Consider the following 22,699-nt stretch of genomic DNA (forward strand, 5'->3'; position numbering starts at 1 on the left):
TTCGCTCCCACCGCACCGGAGTTTCCCGCGCGTTCGGACGCCCGCGGGCCCGGTGTTCACGCGGCGGTCTGCAGATCCAGCCGCGCCCCGAACTCCCTTACCACCGCCTCCTCCCGGTACGGTTCCAGCCGCGCCTGGAAGTCGTCCAGGTACTCGGCGCCCCGGTTGGACCGCAAGGTCTCCAGGAGCTCCACCGCCTTCGTCGCCGTCGTGCAGGCCTGTTCGATCTCCCGCTGCTGCACCTGGGCCGTGGCGAGCAGCACATGGCCGATGGCCCGCCTGCGCGCCCGCGACTCGGGGTGCCCGTCCAGCGACTGCCGGGCGCACCGCGCCGCCGCGTCCGCCTCCCCGAGGTCCCGGTGGCAGTGCGCCAACTCGTCGGCGAGATACGCCTCGTCGAAGTGCGCGATCCACACCGGGTCGTCCCCGGCCGCCGGATCGGCGGCCTCCATCGCGGTGACCGCCCGCCCGGCCGCCGCGTGGGCCGCCCGCACATCACCGAGCAGCGCGTGCCCGCGGGCCTCGGCGGCGTGGAACATCGCCTCCGCGCGCGGCGTCACCCGCCCCCGCGCGCCCTCCTGGGCGGCACGCGCCAACTGGGCGATCTCCCGCGGGTTTCCGAGCTGCGCGGCCAGGTGGCTCATGGAGGCGGCGAGCACGTACCCGCCGTAGCCGCGGTCGCCGGCCGCCTGCGCGAGTCGCAGCGACTGGATGTAGTACCGCTGGGCCAGGCCGGGTTGGCCGGTGTCGACGGCCATGTAACCGGCCAGCTCGGTCAGTCGGGCGACCGTGGCGAACAACTCCCGTCCCACTGCCTCCCGGTAGGAGCCCGCCAGCAGCCCCGAGACCACGCTGTTCAGGTAGTGCACGACCACGGGGCGCACATGTCCGCTGCCGTACTGGTGGTCGAGGTCCACCAGCGCCTGCGTCATCGCCCGCACCGCGGCCACGTCGGACTGCCCCACCCGGGGCCCGGCCGAGCGGGACACCTGCGCGTCGGGGGCGGAAATCAGCCAGTCGCGGCTGGGCTCGACGAGCGCGGAGGCGGCGACGGACGACCCGGACAGGAAGTCCCGCCGCCCGACGTCGCTGCGCCACAACTCGCAGACCTGCTCGATGGCTCCCAGTACCGTCGGCGAGAACTGGAGGCCGACGCCGGAGGCGAGGTTCTTGCCGTTGGCCATGCCGATCTCGTCGATCGTGACCGTGCGGCCGAGCTTGCGTCCCAGCGCCTCGGCGATGATCGCCGGTGCCCGGCCGCGCGGTTGCTGCCCGCGCAGCCAGCGGGCCACCGAGGTCTTGTCGTAGCGCAGGTCGAGTCCGTGCTCCACCCCGCAGACGTTGACCCGGCGGGCGAGGCCCGCGTTGGAGCAGCCCGCTTCCTGAATGAGCGCCTGCAGTCGTTCGTTCGGCTGCCGCGCGACGAGAGGCCTTGCGGCCATGGCGTAACCCCCATGCGGTCTCTTGCGGTCTCGATGCTGTCCCGGCGGACGAAAAGATCCGGCCGGGAAGATCAATGCCCAGTCGATGTGCCGACAATGCGAGACTTGCGAAGCTTGCAGTACTTGCGTTGCTTGCGAGGATTGCCGGGGTGACGGCCGACGCCGGCCGGTGTCGGCCCCAGACGTGGCTACCCAGCTCGGGCGGCGAAACCTCCCGCGCGCCCCCGCACATGCATCCATGCGCCCCGGATGCGGAACCGATGCTCCTCCCCCGCGCGCGCGACCGCCGTAACCCCCGGTGAGCACGGGAGTTGAGTTCCACGTGACAGAGACCATCCCCGGCACCGAAGCCACCCAGATCCCGCAGCAGCGCGGCATGTCGCTGCTGGAGACCGCCGTACGCTACGCCGAGGAGCGCCACTGGGACGTGTTCCCCGGCACCTGGCTGGAGGCGACCGACGGGGTGCAGCGCTGCTCCTGCGAGGACCCGGCGTGCGCCGCCCCGGGCGCGCACCCGGCGCGCGAGGACTGGGCGACCCAGGCGACGGGCAGCGCGACCGTCGCCCGCCGGATGTGGCAGAAGCAGCCGACGGCGTCGATCCTGCTGCCCACGGGGCGGACCTTCGACGCGATCGACGTCCCGGAGAGCGCGGGGTTCCTGGCGCTGGCCCGGATGGAGCGGATGGAGCTGACCCTCGGCCCGGTGACGCTGGCGCCGGACCGGAGGATGCGGTTCTTCGTGCTTCCCGGGGCCGCCGCCAAGGTGCCGGAACTGGTGCGGAAGCTGGGCTGGTCGCCCCGGCTGCTCGACCTCACCGCGCTCGGGGAGGGCGCGTACGTGGCGGCGCCGCCCACCCGGTACGGGACGCGGGGGGCCGTGCAGTGGGCCTGCCGGCCGACGCCCGCCAACCGGTGGCTGCCCGACGTGGAGGAGCTGATCTCGCCGCTGGCTTACGCGTGCGGGCGGGATCGGTAGGGCTCCGCTCCCGGCGTGGTGGCCGGCCGCCGGTCAGGCGTCCCGCAGACCGTCCAGGAACGGCTCGATGGCCGCCCGCCACGCCTCCGGCTGGTCGTAGTGGACGAGGTGGCCCGCGTCGGCGACCTCCGCGTACTGGCCGCGCGGCAGCACGCGGACCATCTCCTGCGCCTCCGCCCGGCCCAGCTCGCCGTCGAGGCCGCGGACGACCAGGGTGGGGCAGCGGACCTGGGCCAGCTCCTCCCAGTGGGCGTCGTAGACCCAGGTCTCGCGGGAGCGCAGCATCTGCTCCGGCTCGAAGACCGGCCGCCAGCCGTCCGGGGACTCGGCCATCACCTCGGCGTAGAACTCGCCGCGGGCCGGATTGGGGCGCTCCACCCACGGGTCGTCCTCGCCGAACCACTTGCGTACGTCGGCGAGGGTGGCGAAGGGGACCGGCCAGGCGCGGAACCACTCGGTCCAGGTGTGCTGCGAGGCGGCGCCGAGGGCGGAGGCCCGCATGTCGCAGATGATCAGTCCGCGGACCAGGTCGGGGCGCTTGGCGGCGAGCTGCCAGGCGGTCAGCGCTCCCATGGCGTGGCCGATCAGGACGGCCGGGCCGAGTCCGAGCTGCTCCAGGGCGGCCTCGGCGTCGTCCACGTACGCCTCCCGGGTGTAGGCGCCCCCCGGCGGCTTCTCGCTGCGGCCGTGGCCGCGCTGGTCGAGGGCGACGGCCCGATGGCGGGCGGCGAGCCAGCGGGCCGTGGGGGCCCAGTGGGAGGCGCGGCCCATCAGGCCGTGCAGTAACAGCACGCCCGGCAGCTCACCGGCCGCACCGGGCCGGTCGGGCCGGTCCGTCTTGGGTGGGTCGCCGAACTCCCAGGCCGCGAGGCGTACGCCGCCCGCGCCGGTCACGTCGATGCGCCGCGCCATAGGTCCTGGCACCCCCAAGCTCCGCTCGGACCGTCCGCCCCGCGGGGCCGGGCGGTCCTGTGAACCGTGTCCTGCCTGCCGTGCCTGCCGTGCCACCGTGCCCGCCGGGGCGGGCCACCGTCGTACCGGAGACCGCCCGACGCCCGCAGAGTATCGAATGCTTATTCGAAAATGCCGATCCGGCGGGCAACACCCCTCGTTCGAGTGACCCCCCTCAGGGATTGATCGCCGCCGCCGGGGGGAGATCTTCAGCGGGAGGCGGACCGCTCGGGGAAAACGGTCCGAGGGGATTGACCCTGAGAGCTCGGGGCTCCGGGTCAGCACAGGGGAGGACAGGCCCCGGCGCCGCACGGCGCCGGGGCCCTCTCCACGTCCGCAGCAGCATGTCCCGCCCCCTCTCCGACCCGGGCGACATCGCTGTCACCGCGCGGCCAAGAGCCCTCACGTCATATGCCTCGCGCCCCAGCCTTGCACGCGCGGCGTCCGGACGCTGCGATTCGGCGCACCGGATCCAGGAATCGGCGAGATCGGCTCCATGGCGCGAAACACGCCCGCGCCGCGGGGGAAGCCGACGGGCCGAGGACCGCTCAGCGCTTGGCGACGAACACGTGCGAGGCGGTCTCCGACTCCAGCTCCGCCGCCTCGCCGCCACTGCCCACCAGCACGCCGCCGGCCGACTCCGTCACGCTCACCACCGAGCCGGGCTGCACGCCCGCCCGGCGCAGCGTGTACATCAGCTGCGCGTCCGTCTGGATCGGCTCGCCGATGCGGCGCACGACGACCGTCTTGCCCTCCGTGCCCGGGTCCAGGTCGGCGAGGGACACCATGCCCTCGTCCAGGAACGGGTCGGCGCTGTCCGTCTCGCCCAGCTCCTCCAGGCCCGGGATCGGGTTGCCGTACGGCGACTCCGTCGGGTGGCGCAGCAGCTCCAGCACCCTGCGCTCGACCGCCTCGCTCATCACGTGCTCCCAGCGGCATGCCTCGGCGTGCACCTGCTCCCACTCCAGGCCGATCACGTCGACGAGCAGGCACTCCGCGAGCCGGTGCTTGCGCATCACCCGCGTGGCCAGCCGACGGCCCTCGTCGGTCAGCTCCAGGTGCCGGTCGGCCGCGACGGACACCAGGCCGTCGCGCTCCATCCGCGCCACCGTCTGGCTGACCGTCGGGCCGCTCTGGTCGAGCCGCTCGGCGATCCGGGCGCGCATCGGGATCACACCTTCCTCCTCCAGCTCCAGAATGGTGCGGAGGTACATCTCTGTGGTGTCGATCAGTCCGGACATACGTGCCCCTCGATGAGATTGCCGGAGGCTGCGGCCCACCGGCGCGTGCGCTGGCCCTGCGTCCAATTCTGACGCATACCACCGACAACCGTGCCTCGCCGGGGAAAGCCGTGCCCGCACGGGCTTCCGGGAGGACCGGCGCGGCCCGCCCCGCCGTATTGACACCGCACTGGTCCAGACCGCACGGTGATCCGCGACGCAGCCACACCGAAGGGGTCCCGCATGAGCGACCGCACGCCGGCCGGCCAGTTCATCGACGCCGCGATCGATCTTCTGCGGCGGGTCCGCGACGAGGAGGCCGACGCCATCGAGGCGGCCGGCACGCTGCTCGCCGACACCGTGGAGAACGGCGGCCGGCTCTTCGCCTTCGGTGCGGGCCACTCCTCGCTCGCCGCCCAGGACGTCGTCTACCGCGCCGGCGGGCTGGCCCTGATGAACCTGCTGGCGGTACCCGGCGTGGTCGGCGTCGACGTGATGCCGGCGACCCTCGGCTCCGCCCTGGAACGCGTCGACGGCCTCGCGAGCGCGGTGCTGGACTCCTCGCCGCTCCGCGCGGGCGACGCCCTGGTGATCATCTCCCTGTCCGGGCGCAACGCCCTGCCGGTGGAGATGGCCGTGAACGCCCGTGCCCTCGGCGTCCGGGTCATCGGCGTGACCTCGGTGGCGTACGCCGCCGAGACCAGGAGCCGGCACTCCTCCGGCACCTTCCTGAAGGACCACTGCGACATCGTGCTCGACTCCAAGATCGCGGTCGGCGACGCGGAACTCACCCTCGACACCGTCCCCGCGCCCTTCGCGCCCGCCTCCACGGTCGTCACCAGCGCCCTGATGCAGGCCATGACGGCCACCGCGGCCACCGCCCTCGCCGACCGCGGCATCGAACCGCCCCTGCTGCGCTCCGGCAACGTCGACGGGGGGCACGACTGGAACGGGCGGGTGCTGGACCGGTACGGCGACCGGATCTTCTACCGGCACTGACCGGACTCCGGACCGGCGAACCGACTCGGAGCCGACGGGTCCGGACCGGGGCCGACGGGCCGGACCGGCGGGCCGCCGCTCCGGGCGGCCGCTACCGCTCCCCCAGCGCTCCGCCCAGGTCGAGTGCCGCCGCGATGCGCACCGCCACGTCCTCCGCGTAGACCGCGTCCGAGCGCTCGAACGCGCTCCGTCCGGCGCCGCGCAGGAAGGTCACGACGCCCAGCGTCCGCCCCCTGCTGCGCAGCACCGCGCACAGTCCGTGCACCGTGTCCGCCGGCCACTGCCGGGCCGTGGCCCACTCCCGCACCCGCTCCGCGGGCACCGGGCGCACCCCCGCGCTGGCCCGCACCGAGCCGGCCCGCTCCACGCACTGCAGCGCCGGGTGCCCCTCGCCGTAGCGCACCGGCATCCCGGAGGTCCCGGCCGGCACGCTGGGCCCCGGCGCGCCGGACGGTGTCGCCGCGACCCGCACCAGCCGCACCGGCCCCGACTCGTCCGGCCCCGTCCCGTCCGCGTCCGCCGGTCCGGGGCCCGCGCCGCCCGCCACCCGGTCGATCAGGGCGTGGTCGGCGAACCCGGCCAGCGCGAAGTCCAGGTGGACGACGGCCGCCTCCGCGGGGTCCTCGCACTCGGCCGCCGCCCGCGCCGCCCGGTGGAGCTGGTTGGAGCGGAAGCGCAGCAGCGCCGCCTCCTGCTCGGCCTGCTTGCCCTCCGTGACGTCCTGGAACAGCCAGCCGACACCCAGCGGCACCGGCTCCTCCGCCAGCGGCGACGCCAGCCGCACGAAGCCGCTGCGCCAGCACCGGCGCCGCTCGCCCTCCGGCGTGCGCACGCTCACCCACACCTCGGTGGGTCCCGGCGGGGCGCCCTCCGCGAGGACGTGGGTCAGCGCGCCCTCCAGCTCCTCCACGCCCTGCGCCAGCAGCTCGCCGAGCGGCCGGCCCAGCACGGACGTGCGTCCGGCGCCCAGGGCCCTGGCCGCGTGGGCGTTGACGACGGCCGGCCGCAGATCCACGTCCACCAGCACCACGCCCCAGCTCGCGTCCTCCAGCAGGGCCTCGCTCAGCGCGATGGAGCGCTCCAGGTCGATCTGCGCGTGCACCTCGCTGAAGGCGCAGTACACCCCCGCGGGCCGCCCGTCGGGGCCGCGCACCGCCGCGGACTGGGTACGCACCAGCACCCGCCCGCCGTCCTTGGTCAGCAGCGCGAACTCGTGCACCTGCCGCCCCGGGGCGCGCATCGCGGACAGCAGCCGCTCCTCGACCTCCCCGGCGTCCGCCCGGCGCACGGCCCAGCCGGCGAAACCCTGCCGGCCCACGGCCTCGGCCGCGCTCCAGCCCAGGATGCGCTCCGCCTCGCGGTTCCAGTGGGTGACCACCCCGTCGGCGTCGAAGGCGCACAGGGCCGCGTCCATGCCGTCGAGCAGCGCGGCCAACAGGTCCGCGCCGTCCCGCTCGGGCTGTTCCGGCTCGTCCGGCCCCAGCTCGTCGGTGGTCCCACTACGCCGGGAAGCACTCACCTGGACCCCCTGCAGGCTGCGTCACTGGCCTTCATTCAACTCGAACGTGATGCAGCACACACCGAGTTCCCACAAGATTGCAGGAATCGTTGTACTGCGGAAACTCGGCATACGCCCCCGTCATGACGGGCGCGCGGCGAGCCTCAGGTCGACCCACTCGTCGCTCTCACCATCCAACACGTACCGGTCCCTTTCCACGAACCCGCGCGCCCCGGCGAACCGCAGCCCGTCACCGTTGGCGGCGAGCACCACGGTCTCCACGGCCCCGGCCCCGAGCGCCTCCGCCTCGGCCATGCCCGCCTCGTACAGGGCGGCACCGATCCCCCGGCCCCGGAACGCCGGCAGCACCCGGGCGATCACGGTCGCCACCCGCTCCTCCCCCTCGGGCGGCCGCACCGTGGAGCACCCGACGAGCACGTCCCCGAGATAGGCGTTGGCCAGCCGGTACCGCTCGGCCCGCTCCCGTGCTTGGTCCCAGCTCATCGCGGCGGGCGGCACCACCGCGTTGTGGACGTGCCGCCACTCCTCCACCATGGCGTCCCCGGCCACGGGCTCCACGCGCAGCCCGGCGCCCGGACCGACCGGGCCGCGCCGCGCGTCCACCTCGATCTCGATCCGCATCCGCTCGTCCGCGAGCCCGCACACCATCATGGTCGCGGCCGGCCGCACCTCGCCGAACGCCCGCCGCAGCACCGGCCAGCAGGGCTCGAAGTCCTCCCGGGCGGGCAGCAGGTACCGCACCCGCACCACGTCCGCGAAGGCGCACCCCGCCTCGGCCAGCGCCGCCCCGATGTTGCGCAGGCACTGCCGGGCCTGCTCCACCACGTCCTCGGAGATGGTCATCGACGCGTAGTCGAAGCCGGTCGTCCCCGACACGTGCACCCGGTCCCCGTCGACGACGGCCCGGGCGTACCCGATCCGCTCCTCGAACGTCGACCCGCTGACCACCGCCCGCCTGACGGGCGGGCCCCCCTGCTGCTTCGTCATGGGCGGAACGGTAGGTGACCTGCGCGGACGCGTCCACCGGTGATCGGCGAGGAGCGGACGCCGGGCGTGCTCCGCATCGGGCGGGAAAAAACCCGTTGATCGAGGGCCGGCCGGTTCCTAAGGTGGGCGGTACACGAGAAGGGAGGTGGTTCGGCAGATGTATGACAACCGGACGCGTGAGGTGACTGCGGGCTAGCGGCCCGTCACCCACTCAGTGCGGTGCCGGACCAGCGCGCGAAAGACGCGTGCAGCCGGCCCAATCCCGAGCAGTCACCCGACCCGCGAGTCGCCGGTACGTCCGGCCGGCTCCTCTCCGGAGGAACCAGACTCGCGGGTCGTCTGCGTGTACGGGGCGGCGTCAGCCCGCGATGGTGTCGTAGCCCTCGACGGTGCGCGGGTCGCGGGGGCCCGGGCCGACGTAGCGGGCCGAGGGGCGGACCAGGCGGCCGGTGCGCTTCTGCTCCAGGATGTGGGCGGACCAGCCAGCCGTGCGGGCGCAGGTGAACATCGAGGTGAACATGTGCGCCGGGACCTCGGCGAAGTCCAGCATGATGGCCGCCCAGAACTCGACGTTGGTCGCCAGGACGCGGTCGGGGCGGCGGGCGTGGAGTTCGGCCAGGGCGGCCTTCTCCAGGGCCTCGGCGACCTCGTAGCGCGGGGCGCCCAGTTCGCGGGCGGTGCGGCGCAGGACGCGGGCGCGGGGGTCCTCGGCGCGGTAGACGCGGTGGCCGAAGCCCATGAGGCGCTCGCCGGCGTCGAGGGTCTTCTTGACGTACGCCTCGGCGTCCCCGGTGCGCTCGATCTCCTCGATCATGTGCAGGACGCGGGAGGGGGCGCCGCCGTGCAGCGGGCCGGACATGGCCCCGACGGCCCCGGAGAGGGCGGCGGCCACGTCGGCGCCGGTGGAGGCGATGACGCGGGCGGTGAAGGTCGAGGCGTTCATGCCGTGCTCGGCGGCGGAGGTCCAGTAGGCGTCGACGGCGGCGACGTGCTTGGGGTCGGGCTCGCCGCGCCAGCGGATCATGAACCGTTCGACGACGGACTGGGCCTTGTCGATCTCGCGCTGCGGGACCATCGGCAGGCCCTGGCCGCGGGCGGACTGGGCGACGTAGGACAGGGCCATGACGGCGGCGCGGGCGAGGTCGGCGCGGGCCTGCTCGGCGTCGATGTCCAGGAGGGGTTTGAGGCCCCAGACGGGGGCGAGCATGGCGAGCGCGGACTGCACGTCGACGCGGATGTCGCCGGAGTGGACGGGGATCGGGAAGGGCTCGGCCGGGGGCAGGCCGGGGTTGAAGGCGCCGTCGACGAGCAGGCCCCACACGTTGCCGAAGGAGACGTGCCCGACGAGGTCCTCGATGTCGACGCCGCGGTAGCGCAGCGCGCCGCCTTCCTTGTCGGGTTCGGCGATCTCCGTCTCGAACGCGACGACTCCCTCGAGCCCGGGTACGAAGTCGGACATCAGGCGGCTCCTCGTGATCGTGATGTGTGGCGACCGGCCCCTGGATCACCGGGTCCGGGATCCACGGTCGTGTGCCGACTCGCGGTCCCTGGTCTGCGGTCACCCCTGTGATGCCCCGTTCCGCCGGGGGTCATCCAACCGGGACGGGACCAGCACCATATCCCCGAGTGCCACCTTTGGGGAGGGGTGGCGGCACTGAGTGCCACGTAGTGACGGGGAACGCGGTGCCGCGCCCGGTGGATACGGCAGGATGGCCGGTGTGACCGACCGCGATGCCGTCCCCTTCGCTCTCGCCTCGATGCGCAAGCAGTACCGGGCCGAGGGGCTTTCCGAGTCCGAGCTGGCCGCGACGCCCGTGGAGCAGTTCGCGCGCTGGTTCAAGCAGGCCGCGACGGACGGCGGGCTGTTCGAGCCGAACGCCATGGTCGTCTCCACCGCGGACGCCGAGGGCCGGCCCAGTTCCCGCACGGTGCTGCTGAAGCACTTCGACGAGCGCGGCTTCGTCTTCTACACCAACTACGGCTCGCGCAAGGGCCGTGAGCTGGACGCGAACCCGTACGTGTCGCTGCTGTTCCCGTGGCATCCGATGGCCCGGCAGGTGATCGTGACGGGGACGGCGCGGCGGACCGGGCGGGACGAGACCGCCGGGTACTTCCGGACCCGCCCGCACGGCTCCCAGCTGGGTGCCTGGGCCAGCGCCCAGTCGTCGGTGGTCGCCGACCGGGACGCCCTGGACGCCGCGTACACCGAGCTGGCGGCGCGGTACCCGGAGGGCGAGCAGGTGCCGGTGCCGCCGCACTGGGGCGGCTTCCGGGTGGTGCCGGAGGCGGTGGAGTTCTGGCAGGGGCGGGAGAACCGGCTGCACGACCGGCTGCGGTACGTGGCGCGGGCGGACGGGGGCTGGCGGGTGGAACGGCTCGCTCCCTGACCTCGCCCCCTGACATCGCTCCCTGACACCCCGCACGACCGGTGGACCCACGGGTCCCGGTACGCATCGATCGCCTGGACCGGTCACCCCCGGTGTCGGTCCGGCGGCCCGTCCAGTGCCCCGTCCAGCAGCCGCGCCCACTGCTCCACGACCCGTTCCCGGCGGGCCGTGTCGTCGGTGAGGAGGTTGGCGAGGCCCAGGCCGCGCGCCATGTCGAGGAGGCCCTGGACGGTCTCGCGGGCGCCGGGGCGGGACTCGTCGGCGCCGAGGAGGTCGACGGCGATGCGGTGGGTCTCGCGGCCGACGCGGGCCTCCAGTTCGGTCACCCGGTCGCGCAGCTGCTCCTCGTTGGAGGCGGCCACCCACAGGTGGAGGGCGGCGCGGAAGAGCGGGCCGGTGTAGAGGTCGACGAGCGCGGCGACCACCGCCTGCCGGTCGCCGGGGCCGGCGCCCTCGGGGAAGAGGGCGCGCAGCGCGCCGGAGCGCTCCTCCGCGACGTACTCGACGGCGGCCGTGAAGAGGTCCTCGCGGGTGGGGAAGTGGTGCTGGGCGGCGCCCCGGGAGACGCCGGCGCGTTCGGCGACGACGGAGACCGTGGAGCCGGCCCAGCCGTGTTCGGCGAGGCAGGCCACGGCGGCTTCCAGGAGCCGCTGCCGGGTGGCCCGGCTGCGGTCCTGCTTGGGAACGCGTTCCGCGCGGTCGGCCGCGTGCACCGCGCCGCTCACACCACCCATGGAGGATCCCGTCGTTCGAGGAAGGCCGTCATCCCCTCGCGGGCCTGCGGAGAGGCGAACAGCCGGGCCGAGAGCGCGGTCAGGCGGGCCGCGTCCCGGTCGAAGTTCTCCAGCACCCTAGCCGTGAGCAGCCGTTTCGTCTCGGCCAGCGCCTGAGGTGAGGCACGGCGCACACCGTCGAGGACGGGTGCGAGTACGGCGTCCACGTCGTCGCCCGCCGCCGTGACCAGGCCGGTCCGGACGGCCTCGGCGGCGTCGAAACGCTCGCCGGTGAGGTAGTGGCGGGCCAGGGCGCGGGGGTCGGAGCGGGGCAGCAGCGTCAGCGAGATGACGGCGGGGGCGACGCCGATGCGGACCTCGGTGAAGGCGAAGGTCGACGCGGTGGAGGCGGCCGCGATGTCGCAGGCGCCGAGCAGGCCGAGGCCACCCGCGCGGACGTGCCCGGCGACGCGGGCGACGACGGGCTTGGGCAGGTCGACGATCTGCTTCAGCAGGGCGACCAGGGCGTCCGGGTCGGGCGGGTCGCGCAGGTCGGCGCCGGCGCTGAAGGCGGTGCCGGTGTGGGTGAGCAGGACGGCGCGGACGCCGGCGTCGTCCCCGGCGTCGGTGAGGGCGGCGGCCAGCTCGGTGACCAGGGCGGCGGACAGGGCGTTGCGGTTGTGCGGGGAGTCGAGGGCGAGGGTCTCGACGCCCCGGTCCCGGCTGCGGGCGACCAGGCTCATGCGCGCCCCCGCAGTTCCCGGCGGAGGATCTTGCCGCTGGCCGCCCGGGGCACGCCGTCGATGAAGGTGACCTCGCGGACGCGTTTGTAGGGGGCGACGCGTTCGGCGACGTACATCATGATCTCGTTCGCGGAGAGGCCGGGTGCGGTGGGACGGCGCACGACGTATGCGTGGGGGATCTCGTTGCCCTCGTCGTCGCGGGAACCGATGACGGCGGCGTCGGCGATGCCGGGGTGGGTGAGCAGGAGGGCCTCGAGTTCGGCGGGGGCGACCTGGAAGCCCTTGTACTTGATCAGTTCCTTGACGCGGTCGACGACGAAGAGCCAGCCGTCGCCGTCCACGTGCCCCACGTCCCCGGTGTGCAGCCACCCCTCCTCGTCGATCATGGCGGCGGTGGCGTCGGGCCGGCCCAGATAGCCCTTCATGACCTGGGGTCCCCGGATGAGGATCTCGCCGGACTCGCCGGCCGGGAGGTCCTTGCCGGGGTCGTCGAGGGAGACGATGCGCATCTGCGTGCCGGCGATGAGCTTGCCGACGGTCCCGGGCGGGGCGTCGCGCATGGCGTCGAGGGGGACGACGTGGGTGCCCGGGGACAGTTCGGTCATGCCGTACGCCTGGCCGACGGGCGGCAGGCCGAGCCGCCGGGAACAGGCGGCGGCGAGGTTCGCGTCCAGGGGGGCGGCGGCGCTGATGACGTACTTCAGCGAGGAGAGGTCGTAGTCGGCGACCAAAGGGTGCTTGGCGAGCGCGAGGACGATCGGCGGGGCGACGTACAGGCCGGTGATGCGGTGGTTCTGGATGGCCGCGAGGAACTGCTCCAAGTCGAAGCGGGGCAGGACGACGACGGTCGCGCCGAGCCGCAGCGGGGCGTTGACGAGGGCCGTCAGCCCGTAGATGTGGAAGAACGGCAGTACGGCGAGGACGCGTTCGCCCGGGGCGGCCGGGACCGCCGGTTCGAGCTGGGCGAGGTTGGTGGCGATCTGCCGGTGGGTGAGCATCACGCCCTTGGGGGTGCCGGTGGTGCCGGAGGAGTACGGCAGTACGGCGACGTCCTCGGCGGGATCGATGCCGACGGACGGTTCGGGTGCGGTGGAGGCCAGCATGTCGACGAGCGAGCGGTGGCCGGGCGCGCTGTCGCACACCAGGATCTCCCGGACGCCGCCCGCGAGTTCCGCGGCCCGGCGGGCGGTGTCCAGCAGCGGTGAGACGGTGACGATCCAGCGGGCCGCGCAGTCCTTCAGCTGCTTGGCGAACTCCTCCGCCGTGGCGAGCGGGTGCACGGTGGTGACCGAGGCGCCCGCGCGGGTGGCGGCGTAGAAGGCGAGCGGGAAGGCGACCGTGTTGGGGCTGTGCAGGGCCAGTACGTCGCCCTTGCGCACGCCGGCCTCGGCGAGGGCGGCGGCGACCCGCCGGTGGAACCGGTCCACCTGCTCGTAGGTGAGGGTGGTGCCGTCGGTGCCGTCGATCAGCGCCGGGGTGTCGCCGTACCGGGCGGCCCGGCCGAGCACGGCCTCGTGGATGGGTAGGTCGACGGGCGGGACGTCTGCGTACGCGCTGCGGAACACGGTTCCTCCAACAGGTCCAGGACGCGGTCTAGTACGACTTGGGCAGGCCCAGGGTCTGGTGGGAGACGTAGTTGAGGATCATCTCCCTGCTCACGGGGGCGATGCGGGCCACCCGCGAGGCCGTGATCAGCTGGGCGAGCCCGAACTCGCGGGTGAGGCCGTTGCCGCCGAGGGTGTGCACGGCCTGGTCGACGGCCCTCACACAGGCTTCCCCGGCGGCGTACTTGGCCATGTTGGCGGCCTCGCCGGCGCCCATGTCGTCACCGGCGTCGTAGAGGTGAGCCGCCTTCTGCATCATCAGGCGGGCCAGTTCGAGGTCGATGTGGGCCTGGGCGAGGGGGTGGGCGATGGCCTGGTGGGCACCGATGGGGGTCTTCCAGACCGTGCGCTCGCGGGCGTACTCCAGGGCGCGGGAGAGCGCGTAGCGGCCCATGCCGATGCCGAAGGCCGCCGTCATGATGCGCTCGGGGTTGAGGCCGGCGAAGAGCTGGAGGAGTCCGGCGTCCTCGTCGCCGACGAGCGCGTCGGCGGGAAGCCGTACGTCGTCGAGGGTCAGCTCGAACTGCTTCTCGGCAGCGTTGAGTTCCATGTCGATGGGGCGGCGCTCGAAGCCGGGGGCGTCCCGGGGGACGATGAACAGGCACGGCTTGAGCTTGCCGGTGCGGGCGTCCTCGGTGCGGCCGACTATGAGGGTGGCGTCGGCGATGTCGACGCCGGAGACGAAGACCTTGCGTCCGGTGAGGACCCAGTCGCCGGTGGTGGCGTCGCTGCGGGCGGTGGTGGTGATGCGGTGGCTGTTGGAGCCGGCGTCGGGTTCGGTGATGCCGAAGGCCATGAGGCGGGAGCCGTCGGCGAGCGGCGGGAGCCACTCACGTTTCTGCTCGTCGGTGCCGAAGCGGGAGATGACGGTGCCGCAGATCGCCGGGGAGACGATCATCATCAGCAGGGGGTTGCCGGCGGCGCCTAGCTCTTCGAGGACGAGGGCGAGTTCGGTGATGCCGGCGCCGCCTCCTCCGTAGGCCTCGGGGAGGTTGACGCCGATGTAACCGAGCTTGGCTGCGGCCTGCCAGAGGTGTGTGGTGTCGGTGCCGAGGGTGCGGGGGTGGTGGGCGGCGAAGGCGGACACGGCTTCGCGGAGGGACTTGTGCGCGTCGGATTCGATTACGGGGGTCATGCGGCTCCTTCGGGTGCGGGTTTCGTCGTGGCTGGTCGCGCTCACGCGGCGGAGCCGCATATTCAATGCAGCCCCGCGCCCCTATGCCTCTTGCACTACCGCCAGTAGAGAGCCGACCGTGACCTGCTGGCCGGGTACGGCCTTCAGGGCCGTCAGCGTGCCCGAGGCCGGGGCGGTGATCTTGTGTTCCATCTTCATCGCCTCCAGCCACAGGAGGGGCTGGCCCGCCTCCACCGCCGCCCCCTCCGTCAGGCCCTCCGCGACGCGGACGACGGTGCCGGGCATGGGGGCGAGGAGGGAGCCGGGGGCGTGCTGGGCGGTGGGGTCGGGGAAGCGGGGCAGGGCGGTGAGGCGGGTGGCGCCCACGTGGACCTGGTCGCCGTAGCGGGCGACCTCGTAGCGGTGGCGTACGCCGTCGGCTTCGAGGACGACCAGGCGGGCGTCGGCGTGGACGACGCGTACGCCGTCGGCGGTGAGGCCGGTGCGGGTGTGGCGGTAGCGCGCCTCGTGCTCCTCGCCGGCCATGGTGTACCGCTTGACCTGCGGCTGGGACGGGACGTTGCGCCAGCCGCCGAACCGGGAGCGGCCGTGGGCGTCGGCGAGGGCGGCGGCCAGCGGCGCGAGGGGGTCCGGGGCCGGGGCCGTCAGGTCGGCCAGGTGGCGGTCGTAGAAGCCGGTGTCCATCCGGGCCGAGGCGAACTCCTCGTGCCGCAGGGAGCGCACGAGCAGGTCCCGGTTGGTGACCGGGCCGTGGACCGCCGCCCGTTCCAGGGCGCCGGCGAGGCGGCGGACGGCCTCCGCGCGGGTGGGCGCGTGGGCGACCGCCTTGGCGAGCATCGGGTCGTAGTGGACGCCGATCTCGTCGCCGTCGGTGCAGCCGGTGTCCAGGCGGATGCCGTCGGGGACGGCGAGGCGGTGCAGGCGGCCGGTCTGCGGGGCCCAGCCGTGCGCCGGGTCCTCGGCGTACAGGCGGGCCTCGACGGCGTGGCCCCGCGCGGGCGGGGGATCGGTCTCCAGGGCGTGGCCCTCGGCGACCCGCAGTTGGAAGGCGACGAGGTCGACGCCGAAGACCGCCTCCGTGACCGGGTGCTCCACCTGGAGGCGGGTGTTCATCTCCAGGAAGTGCGCCCGGCCGTGGGCGTCCACCAGGAACTCGACGGTCCCGGCGCCGACGTAGGAGACGGAGCGGGCCGCGCGGACGGCCGTCTCGCGCAGCTCGGCGTCGAGCCGGGGGCTCAGGCCCGGCGCCGGCGCCTCCTCGATCACCTTCTGGTGGCGGCGCTGGAGTGAGCAGTCGCGGGTGCCGAGCGCCCACACCGTGCCGTGGGTGTCGGCGAGGATCTGCACCTCGACGTGGCGGCCGTTCTCCACGTAGGGCTCGACGAAGACCTCGCCGTCGCCGAAGGCGCTCACGGCCTCCGCGCGGGCGGCGGTCAGTGCGTCGTCGAGGTCGGCGAGGCGCCGTACGACGCGCATGCCGCGTCCGCCGCCGCCGGCCGCCGCCTTGACCAGCACCGGCAAGTCGGCCTCGGTGACCCGGTCCAGGGGTGCGATGCCCAGCAGTTCCTTGGCCCGGGTCTTGGACGCCATGGCCTCGATCGCCTCCGGCGGCGGCCCGATCCAGGTCAGTCCCGCGTCGGTGACGGCGCGCGCGAAGTCGGCGTTCTCGGAGAGGAAGCCGTAGCCGGGGTGGACGGCGTCGGCGCCGGCGGCGACCGCGGCCTTCACGATCAGGTCGCCGCGGAGATAGGTGTCGGCGGACGCGGTCCCCGGCAGCCGTACGGCGGCGTCGGCCAGACGGACGTGCAGGGCGGTCTCGTCGGCGTCCGAGTGCACGGCGACCGTCCGGATGCCCGCCTCGCGGCAGGTGCGGAAGACGCGGCAGGCGATCTCGCCCCGGTTGGCGACGAGTACGGAAGTGATCACAGGTCCCTCACCCCTCACATTCGGAAGACGCCGAAGCCACCGCGCGCCCCCTCGTAGGGCGCGGTGTGGACGGCGGACAGGCACAGGCCGAGGACGGTGCGGGTGTCGCGCGGGTCGATGACGCCGTCGTCGTAGAGCCGCCCGGACAGGAACATGGGCAGCGACTCGGACTCGATCTGCTGCTCCACCATGGCGCGCAGCGCCGCGTCGCCCTCGTCGTCGTACGGCTGTCCCTTGGCGGCGGCCGACTGGCGGGCCACGAGGGAGAGCACGCCGGCGAGCTGCTGCGGGCCCATGACGGCGGACTTGGCGCTGGGCCAGGCGAAGAGGAAGCGCGGGTCGAAGGCGCGTCCGCACATGCCGTAGTGCCCGGCGCCGTAGGAGGCGCCGAGGAGGACGGACAGGTGCGGGACGCGGGAGTTGGCGACCGCGTTGATCATCATCGCGCCGTGCTTGATGATGCCGCCCTGCTCGTACTCCTTGCCGACCATGTAGCCGGTGGTGTTGTGGAGGAAGAGGAGCGGGATGTCGCGCTGGTTGGCGAGCTGGATGAACTGGGCCGCCTTCTGCGACTCCTCGCTGAAGAGGACCCCTTGGGCGTTGGCGAGGATGCCGACCGGGTAGCCGTGCAGGCTCGCCCAGCCGGTGGTCAGGCTCGTCCCGTACAGCGGCTTGAACTCGTCGAAGTCGGAAGCGTCGACGATCCGGGCAATGACCTCGCGCGGGTCGAAGGGGGTGCGCAGGTCGCCGGGGACGATGCCGAGGAGTTCCTCGGGGTCGTGGGCGGGCGGTTCGGCCAGCGGCGGGTCGGCGTACGCCTTGCGGTGGTTGAGGCGGGCGACGACGCGTCGGGCCTGGCGCAGGGCGTCGGACTCGTCCACGGCGAAGTGGTCGGCGAGTCCCGAGGTGCGGGCGTGCATCTCGGCGCCGCCCAGCGACTCGTCGTCGCTCTCCTCACCGGTGGCCATCTTGACCAGCGGCGGCCCGCCGAGGAACACCTTGGCGCGCTCCTTGACCATGATCACGTGGTCGGACATGCCGGGGATGTAGGCGCCCCCGGCCGTGGAGTTGCCGAAGACGACGGCGATCGTCGGGATGCCGGCCGCCGACAGCCGGGTGAGGTCCCGGAAGACGCCGCCGCCGGGTATGAAGATCTCCTTCTGCGACGGCAGGTCGGCGCCGCCGGACTCGACCAGGCTGATGCAGGGCAGCCGGTTGGCGAGCGCGATGTCGTTGGCGCGCAGCGCCTTCTTCAGCGACCAGGGGTTGCTGGCGCCGCCGCGCACGGTCGGGTCGTTGGCCGTGATCAGGCACTCGACGCCCTCGACGACCCCGATGCCGGTGACGAGCGAGGCGCCGACGGTGTACTCGCTCCCCCAGCCGGCGAGCGGCGACAGCTCCAGGAAGGGCGTGTCGGGGTCGAGGAGCAGCTCGATGCGCTCGCGGGCGAGCAGCTTGCCGCGCTTCCGGTGCCGGGCGACGTACTTGTCGCCGCCGCCCGCGAGGGCCTTGGCGTGTTCGGCGTCCAGCTCGGCGAGCCTGGCGAGCATGGCCTCACGGCTCGCCCGGTGGTCGGGGGCGGTCGGATCGAGGGTGGAGGCGAGGACGGTCACAGCAGTTCCTCCGGGATGTCCAGGTGCCGGGCGCGCAGCCATTCGCCGAGCGCCTTGGCCTGCGGGTCGAAACGGGCCTGGGCGGCGACGCCCTCGCCGAGGAGGCCCTCGACGACGAAGTTCACGGCGCGCAGGCCGGGGAGGACGTGCCGGGTGACGGGCAGGTCGCGGGCCTCGGGGATCAGCTCCCGGAACCGGTCGACGGTCAGCTGGTGCGCGAGCCATCGCCAGGCCCGGTCCGTGCGCACCCACACGCCCACGTTGGCGTCGCCGCCCTTGTCGCCGCTGCGGGCACCGGCGACGAGACCGAGCGGGGCGCGGCGGACGGGGCCGGGCGGAAGCGGTGGCGGCAGGGGTGGTTCCGGTACGGCTTCGAGGACGGCCGTGTCCTTCGCGGGCGCCACCGGCACCCGGCGCCCGTCGTGCAGGACGGCCACGTGGTCCACGGCGTCCTGCGGGACGCGGGCGGCCTCGAAGACGCCGTAGGGGGAGCCCTTGCCCGGGGGCGCGCTCACGTGGAAGCCCGGGTAACCGGCGAGGGCCAGCTCGACGGCGGCACCGCTCAGCGCCCGCCCGACGGCCCGCTGGTCGGCGTCGCGCACCACGAGCCGCAGCAGGGCGCTCGCCGTCTCCTCGGTGGGGGCGTCGGGCCGGTCGGTGCGGACGAGGTCCCAGCGGACGTCGGCGACCGCGCCGAGGGCGGGTTCCATCTGGGCGCGGACCAGCGCGGCCTTGGCCTCGATGTCGAGGCCGGTGAGGACGAAGGCGACCTCGTTGCGGAAGCCGCCGAGCCGGTTGACGCCGACCTTGAGCGTGGGCGGCGGCGCCTCGCCGCGCACGCCGTCGACGCGGACGCGGTCGGGTCCCTCCCGGGTGAGCCGTACGGTGTCCAGCCGGGCGGTGACGTCGGGTCCGGCGTACCGGGCGCCGCCCGTCTCGTACAGCAGCTGCGCGGTCACCGTGCCGACGTCCACGAAGCCGCCGGTGCCGTCGTGCTTGGTGAGGACGCAGCTTCCGTCGGCGTGCACCTCGGCGAGCGGGAAGCCGGGCCGCCGTACGTCACCCTCGCGGAAGAACGCGTAGTTGCCGCCGGTCACCTGCGCCCCGCACTCCAGCAGGTGCCCGGCGACGACCGCGCCCGCCAGCCGGTCGTACTCCGTCGGCTCCCAGCCGAAGTGTGCGACGGCGGGCCCGGTGACCAGCGCGGCGTCGGTGACCCGCCCGGTGACGACCACGTCGGCGCCCTCGCGCAGGCACGCGGCGATACCGAAGCCGCCGAGGTAGGCGTGCGCGGCCAGCGCTCCGGGGTGGGCGGCGGTCAGGTCGTCGCCCTCGACGTGGGCGACCCGTACGGGGATGCCGAGCCGGTCGGCCAGGGCGCGTACGGCGTCGGCGAGTCCGGCGGGGTTGAGCCCGCCCGCGTTGGCCACGATCCGCACGCCCCGCTCGTGGGCGAGGCCGAGGCACTCCTCCATCTGCCGCAGGAAGGTGCGGGCGTACCCGGCGTCCGGGTCCTTCAGCCGGTCGCGGCCGAGGATCAGCATGGTCAGCTCGGCGAGGTAGTCACCGGTGAGGACGTCCAGCGGGCCGCCGGTGAGCATCTCGCGCACGGCGTCGAAGCGGTCGCCGTAGAAGCCGGAGGCGTTGCCGATCCGGAGCACGCTCATCGTGCCTCCCCGCGCGGCGGGCGTCCGGCTCCCGGCGGGCCGGCGAAGGCCTGGGCGACGTCGAGCCAGCGGTCGGCGTCCGGGCCCTCGGCGGTGAGGGCGAGGTCGGCGCGGTGGGCGCGCTGGGTGGCGAGCAGGCAGAAGTCGAGGGCGGGGCCGGTGACGCGCTGGGCGGCGTCCTCGGGGCCGTACGCCCACACGTCCCCGCCCGGTCCGGTGAGTTCGACGCGGAACTGCTCGACGGGCGGGGTCAGTCCGTGGGCCGCGTAGGCGAAGTCCCGGGCGCGGACGCCGATGCGGGCGATGTGCCGCAGCCGGTCCGTGGGCGGGCGCCGCACGCCCAGGGCGTCGGCGACGTCGAGGCCGTGGGCCCAGGTCTCCATCAGGCGGGCGGTGGCCATGGAGGCGGTGGCCATGGGCGGCCCGTACCAGGGGAAGCGGGCGCCGGGGGCCGCCTCGCGCAGCGCCTTGTCGAGCGCGGCGCGGGTCTGCCGCCAGGCGGCCAGCAAGGCGGCGGGGGCCTGCCCGGCGGCCTCCTCGGCGGCGTCGTCGACGTACCGGTCGGGTGCGGCGAGGGCCTGCTCGACCAGGGCGGCGAACCCGGCCTCGTCGGTGACGGCGACCAGGGCGGCCCGGTCGGTCCAGTGCAGGTGCCCGATCTGGTGGGCGACGGTCCAGCCGGGCGCCGGGGTGGCCAGCCGCCACTCCTGCGGGCTCAACGAAGCGACCAGGGCGTCGAGTTCCTCGCTCTCCTCGCGCAGGTCGTCGATCACGGGCGTCGGGTCGGACACGGGGCGCTCCCCTCGGGCACGGCGGTGTGCGGCGCGGTGGGGGGAGCATGGCAGGGGGTCGCGGAACAATCAAGCATGCTTGCATGATTTTTCGCCGCGCAGCCGGACGCCCCGGGACGGCGCGGGACCGTCGGGCTTCCGGGCCGCTCCAGGACCTCAGTCGGCGCGCCAGACCGTCATGTCGGCGGTGACGAAGCCGATGTCCGGCATCGCGGTCGACTTGACCTGGAGGACGAGCAGCACGATGTCCCCGTCGCGGTGCTTGACGCAGATCTCGGTCCCGGCCGACGCGGCGGCCAGCGGAAGGCGGCGGCCGTCGGTGCCCGACGCGTCCGCGAAGCGCAGACGGCAGTCCTCGTACGTGGCGCCCGGCTCGCCCAGCATGATGCTGAACGCGCTGGTGTCGCTCTCCAGGGCACAACTGGCCTGCTCGCAGGCGAAGCGGATGTCGCCCTCGCGGTCCTCGCGCATCGTCCCGGTGGTGATGCTGAGCGAGTTCTCGCCGTTCAGAAGCTGCGGGCCGTAGGCGTGGGCGACGGGTGCCGTGGGGCCGGCCGCGGGACCGTCGGCCGCCGCTCCCCGCCCGGCGGACGCCGCGGCCCCCGGTGCGGTCGCCTCGGCGCCCGACGGTCCCGTCCCCGCGTCCCCGGACGCCGACGACCGCCCCGTGCCCGTACCGGATTCCGTGCCCGTACCGGGCGTTCCCGACGCGGACGCCGCCGTGTCGCGGGTGCGGTCCCGGATGCCGTCCCACGCCGCGTCGAGGACCGTCCACGCCGCCGTGAGCCCCAGACCGCCCGCGACCAGGGCGGCGGCCGTGATCAGTGCGGCGCGTCTTCTGCGGCGCTTGCGCTCCTGCGGCCCGTCCGGCCGCTGCGGGACGGTGGGACCGTACGGACCGGCGGCCCACTGCGCGGCGCCCGGCCACTGCGCGGCACCGGGCCACTGTGCGGTCGCCGGCTGCCGGGCGAGGGGCTGCGGGACGGTCCAGGGTCCCGTACGGACCGCGGTGGGGGCCGGTGCCGCCTCGGGGGCCGGTGCGGGCGGCGGCACCGTCACCTCCGGCCCGGCGATCTCCCGCCAGACGGCCGGGCCCGCCCCGGCCTCGGCGTCCGGGCCCAGCTCCCGCCGGCACCACTCGACGACCTCCGCCGCGGTGGCCCGCTCCCCGGGGTCGGCGGCCACGCACCGGGCGATCAGCGGCCTCAGCCGCTCGGGCAGCCCGGACAGGTCGGGCTCGGAGTGCACGATCCGGTAGAGCACGCTGACCGCGGGCCCGTCCCCGTAGAGCGGCCGGCCCAGTGCCGCGAACGCGGCCGTCTGGCCCAGCGAGAAGACGTCGGTCGCCTCGGTGACGTCACCCCCGGACGCCTGCTCGGGGGCCATGAACTGGGGCGTGCCGATGGCGGCGCCCGTGGCGGTGTGCGCGGTGCTGTCGGCGGCGACCGCGATGCCGAAGTCGATGACGCGGGGACCGTCGGAGGCGAGCAGTACGTTCGACGGCTTGAGGTCCCGGTGCACGATGCCCGCGCCGTGGATGGCCTGCAGCGCCTCGGCGACCCCCGCCATCAGCCACAGCACCGCCGGTACCGGCAGCGGCCCGCTCCGGGCGACGACGTCGGACAGGGCGGGGCCCGGCACGTACAGCGTGGCGAGCCAGGGCGGTGTGCCGTCGGCGTCGGCGTCGATCAGCTCGGCGGTGTAGGCGCCCTTCACCTTGCGGGCCGAGGTGACCTCGCGGCCGAAGCGCCGCCGGAAGGTCGGGTCGTCGGCCAGTTCGGACCGTACGACCTTGACGGCCACCGGCCGGCCGCCCGGGGTGTGCGACAGGTAGACCCGGCCCATGCCGCCCGCGCCGAGCCGGGCGGCGAGCCGGTAACCCCCCACCGCGCGCGGGTCGTCGTCCTGCAAAGGCTGGAAGACCTCGGCCGTGTGGTTCATCGGTTCCCTCCCCATGATCCCGATGAGATGACCAGGTCCGCAGCCTATGCGGTGGGGTGGGAACCGGCCGGGCCGGGCCGCTCGC

The 22,699-nt window shown here is 74.2% G+C and carries 18 protein-coding genes; 3 read left to right on the plus strand and 15 right to left on the minus strand.

The annotated features are described in order from the left end of the window. Positions 1-56 precede the first annotated feature (56 nt). Positions 57-1,442 (minus strand): hypothetical protein, encoded by a 1,386-nt coding sequence (locus tag ACFZP7_RS15535; protein ID WP_019326575.1) that lies wholly within the window; start codon positions 1,440-1,442, stop codon positions 57-59. A 322-nt stretch (positions 1,443-1,764) separates the two neighbouring features. On the opposite strand from ACFZP7_RS15535, the gene ACFZP7_RS15540 reads away from it, so the two are divergent. Then, positions 1,765-2,418 carry a bifunctional DNA primase/polymerase gene (locus tag ACFZP7_RS15540; RefSeq protein WP_019326576.1) on the plus strand — a complete coding sequence of 218 codons (654 nt, stop codon included), beginning with the start codon at positions 1,765-1,767 and terminating at the stop codon, positions 2,416-2,418. Positions 2,419-2,451: 33 nt separating this feature from the next. Here the strand turns inward: ACFZP7_RS15540 and ACFZP7_RS15545 are convergent, their stop codons facing one another. Continuing rightward, on the minus strand, positions 2,452-3,330 hold the full coding sequence (locus tag ACFZP7_RS15545; protein ID WP_031016112.1) for an alpha/beta fold hydrolase: 879 nt from the start codon (positions 3,328-3,330) through the stop codon (positions 2,452-2,454). Positions 3,331-3,917: 587 nt separating this feature from the next. After that, the gene (locus tag ACFZP7_RS15550; protein ID WP_019326578.1) at positions 3,918-4,610 is read right to left on the minus strand and encodes a metal-dependent transcriptional regulator; all 693 of its coding nucleotides are present in this window, start codon (positions 4,608-4,610) and stop codon (positions 3,918-3,920) included. A 222-nt stretch (positions 4,611-4,832) separates the two neighbouring features. Between ACFZP7_RS15550 and ACFZP7_RS15555 the strand changes: the two genes are divergently transcribed. Beyond that, entirely contained in the window at positions 4,833-5,588 is a 756-nt protein-coding gene (locus tag ACFZP7_RS15555; protein WP_137961143.1) for an SIS domain-containing protein, read from the plus strand. A gap of 91 nt (positions 5,589-5,679) precedes the next feature. Here the strand turns inward: ACFZP7_RS15555 and ACFZP7_RS15560 are convergent, their stop codons facing one another. From ACFZP7_RS15560 to ACFZP7_RS15570, 3 genes are all read right to left on the minus strand, one after another. Beyond that, complete coding sequence (locus ACFZP7_RS15560) at positions 5,680-7,107, minus strand: PAS domain-containing protein (RefSeq protein ID WP_086875336.1); 1,428 nt, start codon at positions 7,105-7,107, stop codon at positions 5,680-5,682. A gap of 120 nt (positions 7,108-7,227) precedes the next feature. Beyond that, the gene (locus ACFZP7_RS15565) at positions 7,228-8,094 is read right to left on the minus strand and encodes a GNAT family N-acetyltransferase (RefSeq protein ID WP_385634637.1); all 867 of its coding nucleotides are present in this window, start codon (positions 8,092-8,094) and stop codon (positions 7,228-7,230) included. Positions 8,095-8,452: 358 nt separating this feature from the next. Next, complete coding sequence (locus tag ACFZP7_RS15570) at positions 8,453-9,553, minus strand: citrate synthase 2 (protein ID WP_019326582.1); 1,101 nt, start codon at positions 9,551-9,553, stop codon at positions 8,453-8,455. Positions 9,554-9,803: 250 nt separating this feature from the next. Between ACFZP7_RS15570 and pdxH the strand changes: the two genes are divergently transcribed. Then, positions 9,804-10,481, plus strand: coding sequence for a pyridoxamine 5'-phosphate oxidase (pdxH, locus tag ACFZP7_RS15575; protein ID WP_030975102.1), 678 nt, complete (start codon positions 9,804-9,806; stop codon positions 10,479-10,481). Positions 10,482-10,564: 83 nt separating this feature from the next. Here the strand turns inward: pdxH and ACFZP7_RS15580 are convergent, their stop codons facing one another. The 9 genes from ACFZP7_RS15580 to ACFZP7_RS15620 all read right to left on the minus strand — a co-directional run bounded on the left by ACFZP7_RS15580 (position 10,565) and on the right by ACFZP7_RS15620 (position 22,614). Next, positions 10,565-11,215: a TetR/AcrR family transcriptional regulator gene (locus tag ACFZP7_RS15580; RefSeq protein ID WP_046249214.1), complete on the minus strand. Its 651-nt coding sequence runs from the start codon at positions 11,213-11,215 to the stop codon at positions 10,565-10,567. Then, on the minus strand, positions 11,203-11,937 hold the full coding sequence (locus ACFZP7_RS15585; RefSeq protein ID WP_019326586.1) for an enoyl-CoA hydratase family protein: 735 nt from the start codon (positions 11,935-11,937) through the stop codon (positions 11,203-11,205). The genes ACFZP7_RS15580 and ACFZP7_RS15585 overlap by 13 nt, the downstream gene beginning before the upstream one ends. Then, positions 11,934-13,502 (minus strand): 4-coumarate--CoA ligase family protein, encoded by a 1,569-nt coding sequence (locus tag ACFZP7_RS15590; protein ID WP_385634638.1) that lies wholly within the window; start codon positions 13,500-13,502, stop codon positions 11,934-11,936. Before ACFZP7_RS15590 ends, ACFZP7_RS15585 begins: the two co-directional genes overlap by 4 nt. Before the next feature lie 28 nt (positions 13,503-13,530). Continuing rightward, positions 13,531-14,676 (minus strand): acyl-CoA dehydrogenase family protein, encoded by a 1,146-nt coding sequence (locus ACFZP7_RS15595; protein WP_385634639.1) that lies wholly within the window; start codon positions 14,674-14,676, stop codon positions 13,531-13,533. Positions 14,677-14,757: 81 nt separating this feature from the next. After that, entirely contained in the window at positions 14,758-16,602 is a 1,845-nt protein-coding gene (locus ACFZP7_RS15600; RefSeq protein ID WP_385634640.1) for an acetyl/propionyl/methylcrotonyl-CoA carboxylase subunit alpha, read from the minus strand. 14 nt (positions 16,603-16,616) lie between these two features. Continuing rightward, positions 16,617-18,215, minus strand: coding sequence for an acyl-CoA carboxylase subunit beta (locus ACFZP7_RS15605; protein ID WP_385634641.1), 1,599 nt, complete (start codon positions 18,213-18,215; stop codon positions 16,617-16,619). Further along, positions 18,212-19,882 (minus strand): acyclic terpene utilization AtuA family protein, encoded by a 1,671-nt coding sequence (locus tag ACFZP7_RS15610; RefSeq protein ID WP_385634642.1) that lies wholly within the window; start codon positions 19,880-19,882, stop codon positions 18,212-18,214. The genes ACFZP7_RS15605 and ACFZP7_RS15610 overlap by 4 nt, the downstream gene beginning before the upstream one ends. Continuing rightward, on the minus strand, positions 19,879-20,673 hold the full coding sequence (locus ACFZP7_RS15615; RefSeq protein WP_385634643.1) for a TIGR03084 family metal-binding protein: 795 nt from the start codon (positions 20,671-20,673) through the stop codon (positions 19,879-19,881). Before ACFZP7_RS15615 ends, ACFZP7_RS15610 begins: the two co-directional genes overlap by 4 nt. Positions 20,674-20,829: 156 nt before the next feature. Then, on the minus strand, positions 20,830-22,614 hold the full coding sequence (locus tag ACFZP7_RS15620) for a serine/threonine-protein kinase (protein WP_385634644.1): 1,785 nt from the start codon (positions 22,612-22,614) through the stop codon (positions 20,830-20,832). Positions 22,615-22,699 lie beyond the last annotated feature (85 nt).

This window comes from Streptomyces sp. SudanB5_2050, assembly GCF_964272335.1.
Lineage (GTDB): Bacteria > Actinomycetota > Actinomycetes > Streptomycetales > Streptomycetaceae > Streptomyces > Streptomyces rochei.